The organism is Clostridia bacterium (genome assembly GCA_026414765.1).
Taxonomy (GTDB): Bacteria; Bacillota; Clostridia; order Acetivibrionales; family DSM-27016; genus SKW86.
This window is the reverse complement of sequence record JAOAIJ010000039.1, coordinates 133,906-152,593: the sequence shown is the minus strand read 5'-3', so window position 1 is coordinate 152,593 and position 18,688 is coordinate 133,906. Positions and strand designations below refer to the sequence as shown.

The following is an 18,688-nucleotide window of genomic DNA, read 5'->3' as shown; positions in this document are numbered from 1 at the left end:
TAAATACTGCAGAAGAGCCCGTATAAACAATCAAAATAATATTGGGCTGAATCTGTATACCGGATGCCGGAACAGCTTGCTCCTCCCACACAGGCAAATACATCAACTCAGCCAGTTGTTCCCTCAAGTACCCCTGTTCAAACTGCTGGGTGTCAACAGCAACTTCCTGTCCGGCATCGGGAGTTGTTATCCGGAAACAATCATCAGTTTTGGGAACCCAATACCTTTGCCTAGCAAACGGATAAGTGGGTAAGCTGATACAATGCGGTTTGTCATCACCATACAGCTTGTTCCAGTCGAAAACCAGTCCTTTGACCCATAGTTCAAGAAGCTTTCCATATTTTCTGCGCTGTACCCATTTTTCTATTACTTCCTGCATTTCTTCATCTGCTGCCAGAGCAGCCAAAGCATCCTTATTATGTTTAACCTGTCCCCTGTACAGGTCTTCCGTATCGTTTTTCCCTTCTAGAAAAGCCTTCAGTTTTTCCTCAAGTTCCTTAACAGTTCTTACGATTATAGCCATGCGTTCTTCCATGGCTTCACGCCCGACCTGGAGAGTATATGCCATATCAGCCAGGCTGATGCCGGAAGACTGCCGCTCCCCGATCTCTGTCAACAATTGCTGAACCCGTTCTTTTAGGCGGTCCTCATTTTTAGCCGACAACACGATAATTGCCGGGTTCTGAGGGTTAAGGGGTGCGAGAAGCTGCCCCTGTTCATCGGGTAAGTATTCCTCAATTACTATATGGGCGTTTGATCCCCCTGCGCCAAAACTACTGATTCCAGCCCGGCGAGGCTGTTCCTGTCCATTGACTACGGGTCTCTCCCAGTCTCTCAGTTCTTGATTTACTATGAATGGTGTCGCTATAAAATCAATATTGTGATTCAGTTCCCTGGAATGTAACGACGGAACAATCTTTCCGAATTTCATCTGCAATAATACTTTTGTAACACCTGCAACACCTGCCGCTGATTCACAATGCCCTATATTGGACTTTACCGACCCGATCCAGCAGTATTGTTTTGCTTTTGCTTTATCTCCGAACGCCCTGGTCAATCCGGCAATCTCTATGGGATCGCCCAGTTTTGTTCCTGTCCCATGAGCCTCAATATAGCTGATGGTTCCGGGATCAACCATGGCTTCTTTCATAGCCCTATCAATGACCATGCTCTGAGGTTTAGGATTTGGCACGGTATACCCGCCCGTTCTTCCTCCATGGTTAACCTCTGCACCTTTTATAACAGCATAAATGTGGTCCTTATCGCGCCGGGCGTCGTCCAGGCGTTTTAAAAACAAAACTCCAACCCCTTCTCCGGGAATGTAGCCGTCGCCACCTTCACCAAAGCTTTCGCAATGACCTTTTGATGAAATAAATTGGCCTTGGCTGAGTAATAGATATTTATTCGGATGTATGGAAAGATTGACTCCGCCAGCCAGAGCTGCATGAATACGTTTTTCCTTCAAGGCTTGACAGGCCATATAGATAGCCGTCAAAGAACTGGAACACATTGTATCTATCGCCATACTGGGGCCGTGGAGATCACAAAAATAAGAAACACGGGTAGCTATGGAAGATATCCCTCCCCCCAAACCGAACCTCTGCCCCCTGGCACTGGATTCCGCCGCATACAAAGGATATTCCTGATGCATAACTCCTACATAAACTCCGACTTCGGAATTTGTTGTATTATGCAATTTCTCTCTGGTATATCCTGCGTCTTCTAACGCAATCCAACAATGTTCCAAAAATAATCTCTCCTGGGGGTCCATCAATTCCGCTTCACGCGGTGAAATATTAAAGAACAGTGGATCAAAACAATCAACGTTATCTATAAATCCGCCCCATTTGCTGTAAGCACATCCGTTTTCCATCCTGTCTTCCGAGTAGTATTTTCTCCAATCCCACCGCTCTTTGGGGATTTCAGTGATGCAATCTTTTCCTGCACATAGATTATTCCAGAATTCCTTTATGTTTTCACACTGCGGATAACGGCCGGCCAATCCCACAATCGCTATATCCAGCCCTTGTGGTTTTTCTTCTCCGCTCTTATTGCCGGTCACAAATTCCGGTTTTGATAAGGGTAATGACATGTTTTTCAATAAAGAAGGGGCTAGCACCTCTTTCATGGATGCATTGATAATCTCTGCAATAACATCACCTTTCTCACTTAATACTATGGCATCAAAGGAAACAAAACCTGACTTTTGACACCGTACCGTTTTTACAATATAAGCGGTTTCCGTCATGGGTTTAAATACTGTCAAACTCTCTATCATCAAAGGGATAAAGATATTATCACTCTGTTTTTCACCGTCTTTAAAATACAGTAAATAGCAGGAGTTAAGTAATAACGGATCAAATACAAACCGCGAGACATCTCCCTTCCTCAATTTTCCTGATAAGCAAACCTTACTGATAAACACAGATTGGCTATATATATAGGCAGAATCAATTGTTTGCAGCATCGGTCCTATTGTGAAATCTTTTATGGCCCGGTACCATTCTTCAATCCTTTTCCCATCTACAGATTCTGATTGGCTGAGCATCGCTACTATATCCATTGCTCCGGGCGGTTCTTTTATGGATTGAATACATTTTCCTTTACAGCAGGGTTTCATATGTCCGGGTTCTGCTACATGATAATAAGTTTTGAAGCTTGTTTCACCCTTATTTTCATAAAACTGAACCTGTAAATGAACTGTTTCTCCTTTATTAAGCGTAATCGGCCCTCCCATGAACCGTATATTTTTCAGTTCAACAGGATAAGCACCCGGGTTGTTTTTAGTATAGGTCTCCAGCACCGCGCAAGGATGGGTGACGCCCATTAAGGCTGGTTGTTTATATACTAAATGATCCTGCAAAAACGCTTCATTTTCGTAAAATTCATATGTATTTGAGTTTGATATAATATCTTCTTTGAGAGAATAATTTTTCTGCTCTTCTATAGCCCCAAGGTGATGGTTAGCACCCTCTTCATCTCTTCTATTTGCCAGATACCCGCTCAACTCTCTCAAATTGTCATATTCAAACAGTAATGTCGGATTTAGAGATAATCCAAAGCTGCTTTCAATATCCTGTACCAAAGCCAGCAGCTGTGATGATTCCAGTCCAAGTTCAAAGAAACCGCGGGCCGGATCAATCTCAAAGGCCGGACGGTTTAGGTATTTTGAAAAAATCTCCTGCAATTTGATTGTTATGTTTGCTGATACTGTATTCATTTCAATGATGTTTTCATTATAGTTCTGAGGAGTTGTTTCAGGCATTGCAGGAGTCCCTTGAAGGGAAATGGGAACTCCCTTCCGTATATCCGGGTTTATTTGTTCCTTAAACCGCACCCGCTTTGCCGTTATTCCCTTCAACTCTCCGATTTGTCTTCCTCCTGTATTGAAAAACGCTATATCCATTGCACGGATCTCATTAACCATATGCAGTGAAGATAAACTCACCATGGCATAACAATGGGTATGCAAAGGTTCAGTACAAAAGAAAGCTTCATAGCACAAAGGTAAATACAGGCCTTCGTCATCTCCGGTATCACATTTTTCGTTTAAAACTCCCGCTGCCATTCCTGCACCATCTATTAGGGCAGGATGAAAGAGGAAATTTGAAGCCTTTCCGTGGTAAGTGTCATCCACCTTTACATCAATCAGACACCCGGGGTCTGTCAGATAAACATTTCCCCTGGCTTTGATCATCCCTTGATGTACCAACCCCAGTTTTCTAGCAGCGGCATATTCCGTTTCGATATCCACACACTGTGTGGCTGCTTGTTTCATGGCTTCAATATTTATTTCTCCGCCAAGGGTTATTATTTCTTCATGCAATTCAGCAGTGATATACAACTTTTCCAGTGATTTATCTCCCCGGCAGTTTGCTTCTACACCTTGAACAGCAATCTTCCAGTAGTTTGACATTTTCTCGGAAGAAATCCTTAACTTTAACGGCTGACTTTCTTTCACGATCATAGGGTTAGAAATAGACAGGCGTTTTAAACAGTGTTTCCTGTAGTCTAGTCCCATAGTATCCTGCACCAGTTGGTACAGCATATCAATATAGGCTAATCCAGGCAATAAGGCTTGCCCATGAACTATATGGCCTTTAATGATCGGATTATCCGCAGTTATGGTTAAGCTATATATGTTTTTTACCATTGTATTTCCCCCCATACGTTTTTGATAAGCGAACCTTCGTGCTGTCCTGCCTCTTTCTCCGGCCCCTCCTTTAGGACGACAAAAGAAGGTTCCGGAACAGGTACCGGAGATATAGGAAAGTGTTTTTTGACCATACCGGGAGCGCCTTTTGGAAAATACCGTTGTCGGTAGCTTCCACCATGCACAAATTCTTCTATAAGGACATGACAATTGGTGCCTCCGTCCGGAAAAGAATTCTGCGCGGCGACGCGTTTCTTTCCGGGAGCCGCCTCCCAACTCATTATCTTCCTGTTAAAGTGTATACGTGATGCAGAAAAATCGTAGTATTCAAATGGATCACTTGCAGATAAAAATGGAGGGATTTGCTTATAATATACGCTTAACACACAACGGATGAACCCAGCCAGTCCTGACGTTAATAATAAATGTCCTATATTGGGCTTGACCGAACCAATAACACAGGATGCCAGTTTATTATTGCTTAACTGATAAATATCCGACAGGGCTTTAATCTCGAGGGAGTCAACCACCGGAGAGCCGCCCCCGTTGACCTCAATATATCCTATGTCTTCAGGTTTTTTACTGCTTGAAGCCAATGCCTCCTGCATCACCTGCTTCTGAGCATTGATATTAGGTGATCCGGGACCTAGAGTCCGTCCGTCATTATTTACTGTCACAGCCTTAATGATGCCATATATATGATTCCCATCCTTTATAGCGTCACTGAGCCGCTTTAGCATGACAACACCGGCTCCCTCACCTAGCACTTCTCCGCCTGACCGCTTATCAAATATATGGAACTCTCCGTTTTTACTAAGAATACTACGGGCAGCAAACATGTCATGGGCAAAAGGACTTAGCAGTATGTTTACAGCACCCACCAAAGCCATATCAATACGCCTCTCCCTTAAGGAATCAGAGGCAAACTGCAAACCGGTTAATCCTGATGAGCATGCTGTGTCAACCACCAGACTCGGTCCTCTGAAGTTGAAAAACCTGGAAATATTTGCAGCCAAATAATTTTGCCCCGCTCCTAAAATAGGGTTGGGAGCCTGCAAAACAGTATTCACATTTATATATGGCTGCGAACGCCCACCTATATAGACTCCTATCTTTTGCCCCGATAATTGTTGATGGTCATACCCCGCATCATAAACCGCCGCCAGGCTTTCTTCCAGAATCAGCCGTGCCTGTGGATCCATTACCGCCGCATCATTATCATTAATATTGAAAAATTTCGGATCAAAAAGATCAATATTATCTATCCATCCGCCATAATACACACTATTACCACTGAAACCCCACCGTTGTCCGGGTAGAGGCTTAATAGCAGATCTCCCCTGTGTTAACAACTCCCAATACGCCTCTTTTCCGGGTGCCCCCGGAAACCTGCATGACAGTCCAATCACGGCAATATCTTCTGCTGATTCCACCGGTTTGCTGACCATCGGCTGACCGTTATGTACCTGCTCACTTCTGCTAAGAGGACCTTCCTTTACTGTTTCAGAAGGTTCATAGTCCGCGGAAATATTGCCTTTTTGAGGGGAGTCCCCTGCTGTCTCTCTTATCTCAAGTCTGAATTTTTTCTGTAAAGCTTCCGCATGACTGGTCATAAAATAATCTGCCAGGGAGGCTATTGTACTGTATTCCAAAAGCAACGCCGGTTCTATTGTTTTACCTGCCTCTTCCTGCAAAACTTGCGTCAATTGAGCCAGAATAATGGAATCAACCCCATATTCATCAAAGGATTTGCCTTCGTCCAGCTGCTCAATTGTTAGCTTTAGTTCAGATTTAAAAATTTCCTGCAGCCATTTGACAATAGATGTCCGCAAATCATTTTGCGCTCCCGGCAGCGTCTTGCTCCATAATTCCGATTTTTGCTGCGACATAGACCCGGATTCTTTTTTTACCGATATAATTTCTTTTTCCAGCAGTTGATCACATATTTCACCCTGGATCACCATACAAGGTAAGCTTACAGCAAGGGATGTCCTTTTAATAATGTCCATGAATACTAACCCATCTCTTGTTGTATGGGATACAATTCCCGTCTTTGCGTAAGCAGGCGTGCGCAGCCTTCCAGCAGCCATCCCTGTTTCATCCCACGCCGGCCATTGGATCGATTTAAAATAAGAGTTTCCTTCTCCTGCCTGGTACGATGCGTAATAATCCATATAAGCATTTGCCATGGCATAATCACTTTGCCCCGCTGATAGTGTCGGCACAACGCTTGAGATGGATGAAAACAGGATAAAGAAGGTCAGGGGGTCTTTTTCAAGAGCCTTATGTAAGGTTACCAGTCCTTTCATTTTCGGCTCACAAACCGCTTCTATTTCGAATAGTGTTTTTTTGAAGAAAGCAGGATTATTGCTTGTTAATCCTGCGCAGTGGATAACACCTGTGACCGGTCCCAGGTCATGATGGATTTTCTCCACCATGGCGCTTATTCCAGCTTGATCGGTTAAAGGCGTACTGTAATAATGGACTTTTACCCCTTTCTCAACGAGGAACTGCATGCGCTTGAGCTTCTCTTCAATCTCCGGTATCCCTTTGTTTTCCAGTATATTTTTCCAATCAGACTGATTTGGTAATTCTTCTTTTCCAATTATTACAAGATTTTTTACTCCCTGAGAAACGACATGCTCTGCAATGGATGCACCAATTCCACGGGATCCTCCTGTGATTATGATAACATCATTGTCATCATACTTTTCCGGAGTATAAAGGCTCTTCTGCATGTCTTCATCAGTCTTAATAACCTTTAACCGGGGTTCATACCGGTCAGCATTCCGGTAACAGCATTCAGTGAGGTTTTTGTTTCTGCTAAAAAACTCATCTTGAATCTGCTTCGCCAGCTTACCATGGTCCTGGAGTGAACAATCGCTGTCCATAGTCATGGACTCAATTCTCTTATACTCAACTCCTAGCATCCGGTATAGCCCAGCCAGCCGGGCGCCTTGCATTGTTGTTTTTGCTATGTGAAAATCATTTATTTTATGTGTGACCTGCAAAAGGAAATAACCCTCATTGCAGTCATGCTCGATTAATTTTTGGAGAAATGCTATCTTCCCGGACTCTACGGCTGCAGATTGTTCATACCTGCTGTCATAGGCTGTAATATCAATAATACCGAGCAACTTTTGATTTTTTTGTTTATTTTTTATATGTTGATAAAGCCTTTCACCTGAGGCGACAGAGTAAAAATCTGCAGATATCCACTCAGATGAATGACTCCCGCCATGAATAACCTGAATCACCCGGATTACTTCCGTATCTTCAAACAAAGCCGACGCAAGCTTCGCGGTTGCATCTGTTCCCAAAACAACTACCAAGCCTGCTTGTGCATCAGTTCCGGTTGATACCGGTTTTCGCTGCCAGTCTTTTATAAGAATTACTTTTTGGGTAGCCAAAGAGTTGACAGCCTCTGCCGAATTAAGGCTGGTACTGCTGCCTTCAGATCCATCCCCTGTCTTGAGCGCCCAGTAACGTTCCCTGGCGAACGGATAGGCCGGCAAACTGATCCGGCACGGTTTGATATCATTATAGAGTTGATTCCAATCAAGTTTTAAACCTTTCACCCATAATTCCGCTATTTTTCTTAGTTTTTTCTTTTGAACCCAGGTTTGGAGCAGGACTTTCGCGTCTTCATCCTCTTCAAAGACCGATACTCCTTCCCTATCCTTCTTTATCCGGGAAGTCAGAACTCCCGTTGCTGTACTGTTATTAATGAATCCTTCCAGCATTTTGACTATTGTCTCTATGGTATCTGCCAAAAAGGCCAGGCGACAGTCCATCGCCTCACGTCCTACCTGCAGGGTATAGGCCATGTCTGCCGGGTTAAGGTCCTTATGTGATTCAATGAAATTCTTCATGGACCCTGCATAGATTTTTAGCTGTTCTTCACTTTTAGCAGACAGTACAAACAGTACCGGGTTGTTTATGTTGATTGAAACCGGTGTCCTTGCTGTACAGTCGTTAGGCCGGTATTCTTCGATAACAATGTGGGCATTGGTTCCGCTGAATCCAAAGGAACTCACAGCAGCACGCCGGGCATTCCCTGAACCGACTTCCCATGATTTTAATTCGGTATTCACATAAAACGGAGACTCTTCGAAATTGAAGTGCTCATTCGGGTTTTTAAAATTCATTGTCGGAACCAGCTTCCTGTGCTTCATACAAAGCAGCACCTTTTGGATGCCTGCTATACCGGCCGCTGCCGAAGTATGACCTATATTGCTTTTGACAGATCCTATGGCACAATAATTCTTCTGATTTGTCTTTTCCGTAAAAACTGTTGCTAATGCTTCCAGTTCAATCGGATCTCCCAGCTTGGTTCCCGTCCCGTGCATTTCTACGTAACTAATACTATCAGGGTGAATATCAAATTTTTCATATATCTCCCTTTCCAGTTCAATCTGGCTGCTCACACTGGGAGCAGTAATTCCGTTTGTCTTACCATCCTGGTTAATCCCCGAGCCGATAATAACACCATATATGGAGTCACGGTCAGCTTCAGCATCTTTTAACCGTTTCAGCACCAATGCTCCAACGCCTTCACCCGGCACAAAACCATCTGCACCATTGTCAAAGGTTTTGCATTGTCCTTCAGGTGATAACATCCCGGCGGCACACATACCGATATATGATTCCGGTCCTAGGTACACGCTTACACCACCAACCAAGGCCATATCGATTTCCCTGTTTAGTAAGGCCCGGCACGCTAAATGCGTAGCTACCAGTGATGAAGAACAGGCTGTATCAATAGGAATGGCCGGTCCTTTAAGATTAAGGAAATAAGGAATACGAGCTGCTCCGATAGCGTAACTGTTACCGGTTATGTTAGTTATTCCGACCTGGTTTTTATATAGCATCATACCGTACTCATTGCTCATAATTCCAAGATATACACCGCATTTTCTGTTGCTTAGCGATTGGCGGCTATAGCCCGCATCTTCAAACGCCTTATATCCTTCCTGTAAAAAAATACGGTGTTGTGGATCCATGATTTCTGCCTCTGTAGGGGGAATATTAAAGAATAGCGGATCGAAATATTCTATATCTTCTAATAACCCAAGCCATTTGCAGTAAATTTTGCCTTTTTGAAGAGGATGTGGATCATAATATTTACTCACATCCCAACGGTATTCTGGAATCTCACGGATAGAATTTCTGGCGTCAACCAGGTTATTCCAGTATTGCTCCAGGTTGCCGGCATCAGGGTATCTTCCCGACATCCCCACAATGGCGACAGCTTCATCATACTTGGATGTACATGAAGAATAGCTTTTCCAGGCATGCTCCGGCATTTTTTTTACATTTACCGGTTCTTTTCTTACATCCCCGGGATTTACTTCGATTCCCTGTGATGTACCTGTAATTGCGGGGGTAGGTTCATAAGGCCTATACATCAACCCTTCACCACTTTTTTTCAATTCCTTTTCCAGGAATCGGGCAAATTCAAAAATATTCGGATACTCATAGACTTTGGTTGCTGAAATAGAAGTACCGTACCGTTTGTTGATTGTCCGTATCCATTCCACCCCTATTACCGAATCCAGTCCCATATCGATAAATTTATTATCCAAGTCCACATCACGACACTCCATATACAAAGCTTCGGCCAGACTGGCTGCCAGCTCTTCCTGCAGTAACTCTACCGACACGGTTGTTTGGCTGTAATTCGCAAATTCGGATTCTTCGGCATCTGACAATTGTGACAATGAGATATTCGATGACGGCAGTGCGAATGATTGATGGGCTTGACCAAACTTATTCAATTCCTTTTCCAGGAATCCTGCAAATTCAAAAATACTCGGATACTCATAGACTTTGGTTGCCGAAATAGAAATACCATAGCGTTTGTTTATTGTCCGTATCCATTCCACCCCTATTCCCGAATCCAGTCCCATATCGATAAATTTTTTATCCAAGTCCACATCACGGCACTCCATATACAAAGCTTCCGCCAGACTGGCTGCAAGCTCTTCCTGTAGTGATTCTACTGACACGGTTGTTTGGCTATAATTCGCAGATTCGGATTCGCTGCCGGCTCCCGGTTGCAGGAATGACACACCCTCCGGCAGCAGTGCGGATGATTGATGGGCTTGATTAATTGGTCTAACAGACGGAATTATTTCGTCTGATGCAGGCCGTAACGAAATCCCACAGGGTTTGTCAGGTATTTTGCACAAAGCCGTCCATGCTGTGGTTAGTGGTTGTAAAAGGTTTTTAGGAGCTGATGTTGATGCCCTTCCATTATCTGCAGACTCAGTCCCGGTCCTGGATGCCCAATAATGTTCCCTGGCAAACGGATAAGTAGGCAGATGAATACGGCTAAGCTTCATACCGCCGTACAGCTGGTTCCACGGGACTTCATAGCCTTGACAATAAAGATCTGCCAAGGCATAAAGTACTTCCTTATATTTATTCCTATCCTTTTGCAGGGTCAAGCCCTGCTTTAGCAGGTCTTGAGCACACTGCCGCATTGCTGTTTGTTCCGTAAAGTCCCGGGAAACATTTCCCTGAAACAGATTGGGCAATTTCTCCATACTCTCTGCCTGCTCCAATACATATACAGCATCTTCCCTGTCCCGGACCACAACTGCCAAGCGGCAGCTAAAATGCTGCCGGCCTTCCAGCAAGGTGTAGCTGACCCGGAGCAAATCCTTCTCCTGTAGATCCCTACTTTGTAACACAGCGATCATATCCCGGACTTTTTCTTGCAAAGCCTCCCTGGTCTTCGCTGAAAACGCAAGCAGGAAGTACGGAGGCTGCTCCGGATATACACAGGGTTCCTCCTGAGAATAGCTCTGTAGCACTGCATGGGCGTTTGTTCCACTCATTCCGAAAGCACTTACTGCACCGGTCCGTGTTTTTCTACCTTCCTTTGGCCAGGGCTTAGCCGTTTTGCTTACATAGAAAGGGCTTTCCCTCCACTTAATATAGTCATTTTCAATTTCACAGTGTAGACTGGCAGGAATTGTCTCATGGCTAAGAGCTTGTACGAGACTAATCAGGCTGACTATTCCTGAAGCGGCAAGAGTATGCCCGAAATTGGTCTTGGTTGAAGTAATGGCACAATAATGCTGTTTTTGAGTATAGTCTTTAAAAGCATCATATAAAGCATTGATCTCGACCGGATCGCCTAACCTGGTTCCGGTTCCATGAGTCACAATATATTCTATCTCTTCAGGATTAACACGGTATTTGTCATATACTTCTTTCACCAGTCTGGTTTGCGCTACCCCGCTGGGAGCTGTTATTCCGTTGGTTTTTCCGTCATAATTGATTCCACATCCTTTAATCACGGCGTAAATCGGGTCACCATCGGTTATTGCCTGAGATAACCGTTTCAGCACTACTACCGCTACTGCTTCACCGGGAACTATCCCATTAGCTCGTTTGTCAAACACATAGCATTTGCCGTCGTCAGACAGCATCCCGGCCCCGCTCATCTGCAGATAAAGCTCCGGAGTCAGCAGCAAATTGACTCCCGCGGCTATCATGGTATCGCTCTCGTAATTGCGCAAGCTCATACAAGCTTGATGTACTGCAACTAAACCGGATGAGCAAGCAGTATCAATTGCCATTACAGGCCCGTTCAGATTCAGGAAATATGCTAAACGCGCTGCTAAAATTGCGTTATTGTTAAAAGTGATGCTGCCCTTTTCTTTATGGAGCGATTGATAATCCCCCTGTTCTACTCCCACAAACATCCCGATTCTGTTATTCTTAATATGTTTTGCTCCATACCCTGCATCCTCCAAGGCCTTCCAGGCTTCCTGGAGTAACAGCCGCTGCCGAGGATCCATGCCCGCCGCTTCACGGGGCGATATCTCAAAAAACATGGGATCAAATTCACTTACCCCCGGAATACAACCGCACCATTTACAATTGGTTTTTCCAGCTTCTTTGGTAGGATCTCCGTAATATTGCCTCCAATCGAACCGCTCTGAAGGAATTTCTTTTACCACTTCCCGCCCTTCGCTCAGAATGCGCCACATTTCATCGACATTCCGAGCCTCAGGAAACCGCCCGCTTATTCCGATAATTGCAATTGGTTCCGGAGTACTTTGCCCGGACTTGCCCAGCTTAAATCTGAATTTTCCGGTTAGCTGCCATTTAGGAAGTGGCATTGACATCGGTGTTATTGTCTCTACGGTCTGCTCAACAACATCTTCCCGATAAAATTCCATTACAGCTTGCTGGTGTTGATCTGCAAAATATTGAATTAATTTTTCTATAGTTGAATGCCCAAAAAACAGGGCTGGGGTTATTTCTATTCCATAATGAGCTGTCAGCAGCTTTGCCATTTCGGCTAAACTGATGGAATCGAATCCAAAGTCTGCTAAGTTGGCTCCAACATATAGCTTATCCCGCGAGGTTTTTAGCAACTTACTGATCTGCTCTTTAATATCCCATTCCAGGCATTGTTCCAGGTTCATTCCCTTCATTTCCGGGCGTCGGCCTCTACCCGGGATACTGGCAGCTTTATGGGCATCTTTCACCGGTTGCTGCTGACCCAGGCCCAAGAAACGTTGAACACGGCTGGGTTGGCCTACTATCACTAAATGCTGGGTTTTATTCTGGCTTAAAATGCGGTCAAATGCACTTAGCCCTTCCCTTGTCTCCAGATAGCTTTGACCACTGGACTTAAGATACATTCCGGCATTTTCTTCTTCTCCGAGCTTTATACCGCCATCTTTCCAGAGTGGCCAATTGATCACAACAGTTTTACCATGCAGTTCTCCCTGACTTTTGAGTTGATTGCGATAATGAGCATAGGCCATTTGGAAGCGGTTGCCCACAGCATAATTACAAGAGCCGAAATCTCCTAAAACTGCCGAGGAGGATGAAAAATAACAGATAAAATCCAGAGCTTCTTCCCGTAATATCTCATCAAGCACCAAGGTTCCTTTAATCTTTGGTTCAAGCACCTGCTGGAAACTCCGGTACTCTGTATCAAGGATGCTCTTCCTACCCTCTATGCCCGCTGCATGAATAACTCCATTGATCTCTCCGAAACGTTCCCTTGCGCGACTCAATCCTTCTTTCATCCGGTCGGGATCGCTTACATCGGCTTGCAAATATATGGCCTGGCTCCCGTAGGCTTCGAGGTCTTTGAGTTTAGCTTGCTTATCAGCGTCGTTTAAAGAACGTCCGATCAAAATCAGCTTTACAGTGCAGGTTTTGGCAAGATGCTCCGCTGCCAGGAATCCAAGTCTGCCGCACCCTCCGGTAATCAGATAGGTGCCTCCCGGCTTCACCAGGCTGTCACCTGGTTCAAGCGTTGTAGGTTTGATCTGGCAAATATGCCGTTTTCCGGCTTGATAACAGCTACTCTGCATTTTCTGAGACCCGAGTTCGCTCAAAAGCCTCGGCAACCAATCCTGAATGACGCTTTCGGTGTTCTGGCCGCTGTTTTCACCATAGACCACTGCTATTTGAGTATCCGGCAAAACCAGTCGCAAAGACCGTTCAAAGCCAATCCAGGATTCCAGGTAACAACGTTCCAGAGCATTCCCAAACTGGCCCGCCAATATTAACCGTTGCGTTTTCAATTTCGCCCTGGATAGCGCTTGCAGAATATAGACAATTATGTAATAATCCGAAATACAATTCCGGTCTTCAAGAGGCCAGAGATAGAGCACAGCATCCGCAGTGCCGGACCCTTCCACAATACTCCGGAAAGCTTCCGTATATCCGCCGATTCCGGTTTTGTCAACGCTGTACCTTTGCTTATCCTGCCCGGCAAAAGTTCCGTCCTGTGCAATAAAGATCACTTTAGTCTTGGGACTAAGCTTTTGCATAGTTTTCTCGACCGTTTGCTGGTTCTCCGGTCTTGATAGGAAGCAGACCAGTGTTTTGAAATCTACCGGGGATATTTCCGGTAAGGCTTTTTCCTGCCAAAATTCTTCAAAGGTCATCAGCTTATGAAGTTCTTGTGTTTCTGGAGCTGAATCCTTCTTCCGGCCTGCTTTATCAGAGGGCTCATTTATCATTTCAGCCTGTGGTATCCAATAGTATCCCCTTTCAAAGGGATAGGTCGGCAAACTGATGCGGAGCGTTTTGTATTCAGTGGATATAGCTTGCCAATCGGGATTATAGCCCTTCACATACAATTCTGCCAACACTATGAGCTTACCCTCATACTCCTGCCTGCACATTTCCCTTCCAAGCAGCAGCTCTTGGGAAATTGTCCGCCCTAACTCCTCATAAACAGGCTGAGGCTGCTTTTTCTTTTTGGGATTGACGTCTCTGAAATATCCTTCTGCATCACCTTTTTCCAGTACTTCTTTTAGCTTTTCCCGGATTTCCCCAATACCGCCTGCTACATAGGCGGCTCTTATATTGAAATGTTCCCTGCCAAAAAGCAAAGCAGCGCTGATATCCGCAAGTTCGTATTGCTGTCCTTCCTTTTCCAGCCAAAGAGCCAGATCCCGCTCTTTTTGCCGCAATGCTTCCTCTGTTTTGGCGGATAAACAGATTATATAGCCCGGTAAGCTCTTACTGGGCTGCCTTCTTATAACAGGCGCTTCCTCAAGGACAACGTGGGCATTTGTGCCTCCCGATCCAAAGCTGCTCACTCCCGCTCTTCTCAATGAATGGTTATCCGGCATCTGCCAGGGCTGGTTTTTATTTATGATATAAAAAGGTGTTTTGTCCAGACTGATATGCGGATTTATTTCATTGAAATTCAGGGAAGCAGGTATCATTTTATACTGCATGCTTAATACTACTTTTAAAAGGCCGGCTATGCCTGCGGCAGCTTCCAGATGTCCAATATTTGTCTTGATGGAGCCCAGGCCACAGTATGGCTCCGGTATTCCGGCTTTTGCTTTTGAAAGCTTCGAAAAAGCACCCTTTAACCCATTTATCTCTATCGGATCTCCTAATGGGGTGCCTGTCCCATGGGCTTCGATATATCCTACAGTCTCAGGTTCGATACCGGTAGTTTTATACGCTTCAATCAGTAAATCCGCTTGTTTGTCAGGATTGGGCACAGTAAGTCCGCTTGCCTGCCCGCCATGGTTGACAGCCGAGCCTTTAATCACGGCAAATACAGAATCCTGGTCTGAAAGTGCCTGCTCCAATGGTTTCAGCAGCAGCATTACCGCACCCTCACCCCGTACATAACCGTTTGCCTCTTTGTCAAAGGTTTTGCAGCGCCCGTCTTTGGACAGCATCCCAGCTTTATAGTATGCAATGCTGTTTGCCGGATGGCATATGATATTGATACCGCTTACCAAAGCCTGTCCACACTCACCGGCCTGCAGTGATTTTACCGCTTCGTGAACGGCTACTAAAGAACTTGAGCAGGCAGTGTCAATTTGAAGGCTTGGACCGTTGAAATCATAAAAATATGAAATCCGGTTTGCCAGGATAGACATTGAAATTCCTACGCCGTAATGGGCTTCTATCTCTTGCGTACCCCTCTCTATTAGCCTGTTATTGTAATCAGAACCGCTGGCACCAATAAAGACGCCTGTCTTGCTGCCAAATAAAGCCTTGGCCGGGTATCCGGCTGTCTCCAGGCATTCCCAGCTTAACTCCAGCAATATCCGTTGTTGTGGGTCCATTAACTCAGCATCTTTAGGAGAAATACGGAAAAAAGCCGAATCAAAACCGGTGATTTCATTTAAGAGCCCTACCCTGTTTATGCCTTTGTGACTACTGTGGATATCAATATTGTCAGGCCAGTTAAGCCTTTGTTCCGGCAGGTTGCCAATGGCATCACGCCCTTCTGCCAGTAGTTCCCACAGCTGTTCTTTATTTCTGACTCCTCCCGGAAGCCGGCAGGCAATCCCGATGATGGCAATGTCTTTCTTCGAGGGAGCTGGATTTGCCATAAAATTATCAGCTTCCTTCGTTTCACAGCGACCTTTTTGTTTATCCAGTCCAGCAATGGTAATTTCCCTGTTTTCCGTTACCTCTTCCACTTCTTCCGGATAAACTCTTTCCAGCAGATAAGCAATGATACTCTCAGCTGTACGATACTTGAAGAAAAAGGCCGGTTCGAGATGGATTTGGTACTTTGAGCTGATCTGTTCATTCAACTCCAGTAAATCTGTCGAATCCAGTCCCATTTCCATTAACGGGCGATCTAAGGCAAATTCCTCTTCTTTTGTCTTGCCCAGAACGGCATTTATGGATTTTACCACGAAATCTTTCAAAATCTTGGTCTTATCGCCGGCCGATACTCCGACACCTTTTTCCTGATATCCGCCCTCGACTTGAATTTCATTGCGCCGCCTGTTTAGTATGTAATATTCTACCAGTACGCCACAGCCCTGGTTTTTTGTATCCTGGATACGGTAATTGGGTAGCAGCCCTCTAACCTGTGCGCCATGTAATTCATGAAACCGCAGTATGGTATCAGACAATCTTCCCTGCCCGTTTCTGAGGCTGATATACTCCTGTATGGTGAGGTTGCTGTGACGGTAATAATCTTTACATCTCGTGACGGCTACCACTGAATGAATCCCGTTAATAAAGCTGCACCGCTGCAGCATGAATTCCAGCAGCTGGTCGCCCAAATTCTGATGCTGCAACTCAGGCAGAATGTTTACAGCCAGCAATTGAACAGTAGCCCCATCCTTCCTGTGAAGTTTGTCTCCGTCTTCAAAAGAAGTATTTCTTAAAGTCTCTAAACTGGTAATGCGCCGTGAATAAATAACGCCTACCACCTTATTATTCATTTCGAGCACCAGTTGTCCCTGAGGATATATCTGCCAACGTTTTTTCAAACCTGAAATACTCACCTGCATGTCTGGCTCCCAGCACTGTTTTTCCAGCTCTTCCAGGGCTGGCAAATCTCTTTCCTGCATATACCGTATGCTATACTCCCTGCACTCAAAATGGTTAAGCGTAAACCGGCTAAAGGACAAGTCCCTGGGGTACTTCCTAAAAAAATCCTGGTTGGGAAATAAACCTGCTTCTGCTGCTGCCATTAAGAATTGCTCGGCTTCTACCAGCGGCTGCCTTGAAAGCCTGTGTAAAGCATCAAAGTGCAAGCTTTCGCACCTATCTACAAACTGCCTCAATATTTTAGGTTCCAAACAATGTTCTTCCAGAATTAAAAGGCCATGCCTGCCAGTAACCTTCACCCACTGTTTAAAACTTTCTACAAGGCTTTGTACCACAAAGGAGGAAGGTATCTCATTACCATCCTCATCCACATGCACAGCTTTTGAGAAGGTATTTGAGCGGGCAATAGCTTCCAGATCATCTGAGGGCGGTATATACCGGCGGTCATGAGCCAAGAAAGACCTTACATACAAGATACTTTCCGCATCCTGGGCGCCAATATTTTTCAAATCAACTATCACCTTTTCAGGCTCACCGATATCTCCTTTTAACACAATATGGTCAATATCTTTCAGGGTGTGGACCGTTTCTTCCAAGGCCTTTTCGTTAATATCTATTCCTATGAGTTTGACAGGGTGTTCATGGAGGACTTTACCACGTAAGGATTTATTCTTAATAACCTCATATATTTTTTTGAGCAGCCTTCCATCCCCGCAGCCCATATCCACTACATATTTCGGCTGTTCTGTGAAGGGTTTGCGGTTAAATATCGATAGGATGATTTCCTCCAGATCGGAAAAGTACTTTTCATCTTGAAATGCGCTTCTTATTATATTTAAGGTATAGCCTGCATGCATTCCGTTTTTGGACAGGTCCTGTTCAATAACGCCTTTACAATCTCCAAAGATGATTTTCGATATATTATTCAGCACCGGTTTGTATGAAGCCTCTATGGCTGTGATAAAAATTCTGTCCATAATAAAACAGCCCTCATCTGTATAACAGATAGAGCCATCTTTTTGAGAAATCCAGCCTTTATTTATAAATAACTCAATAATCTCCTTACGGGCAACAGGATTTAGTTCTGAAGACAATAGTATTTTCTGATTTTCCGGGCTGTTTAACAGATTATTATCTTTTAGGGCAGACAGCAGCGGAATAACCAGCATACCGTCAAGAAAATTTGCCAGCATTGGGTTGTCAGTATCCCAGCCACGGCTAGACAATTCAATCCATTTTCTGAGCCTGTATTTCTTCTGGTTTTTATTGAGATAATCTTTCATTGGAAAAGACATTAATTCTATAATAGTTTCGGGAATTTCCAGGTGAATATAGGCTTCGGGGGTCAGCAAGTATTCATCATTGTCATTTCTTAGTATCCAGTTTAAGGACTCCAATATATGTAACGCTACACGTAGGTAGCCGCTATTAGCCTGCAGTTCCTTGACAAGATCAGTGAATAAAACAGGTTTTTCCAGATCCAATTTCTTAAAAAGGCCGTGGGTCTTACAAGCTAGTATCACCGGAACAGCGATATAGCCGTTAGCATAATTGAATAATACATTTAACATATAAACCCCCATACAAATAATAAAATTTATATTATGTTCAATAATACTCTATAACTTTTTTGCTTGCTCTAAACAAAAAAAATCAGTATATGAATAACATATACTCAATATTTCATCGTACTGAAGCTTTAATTCACCCATCAATACACAGTTCCCT

The 18,688-nt window shown here is 44.4% G+C and carries 1 protein-coding gene and 2 pseudogenes; all 3 read right to left on the bottom strand.

Features of this window, described 5'->3' with window-relative positions; genetic code table 11:
• Nucleotides 1-214: 214 nt before the first annotated feature.
• The 3 genes and pseudogenes from N3I35_14650 to N3I35_14640 all read right to left on the bottom strand — a co-directional run bounded on the left by N3I35_14650 (nt 215) and on the right by N3I35_14640 (nt 18,531).
• Nucleotides 215-2,038 (bottom strand): annotated as a pseudogene (locus N3I35_14650) (type I polyketide synthase).
• A gap of 90 nt (nt 2,039-2,128) precedes the next feature.
• Nucleotides 2,129-4,153, bottom strand: a pseudogene (locus N3I35_14645) (polyketide synthase dehydratase domain-containing protein).
• On the bottom strand, nt 4,147-18,531 hold the full coding sequence (locus N3I35_14640) for an SDR family NAD(P)-dependent oxidoreductase (protein ID MCX8131318.1): 14,385 nt from the start codon (nt 18,529-18,531) through the stop codon (nt 4,147-4,149). Before N3I35_14640 ends, N3I35_14645 begins: the two are co-directional and overlap by 7 nt.
• Nucleotides 18,532-18,688: the final 157 nt, after the last annotated feature.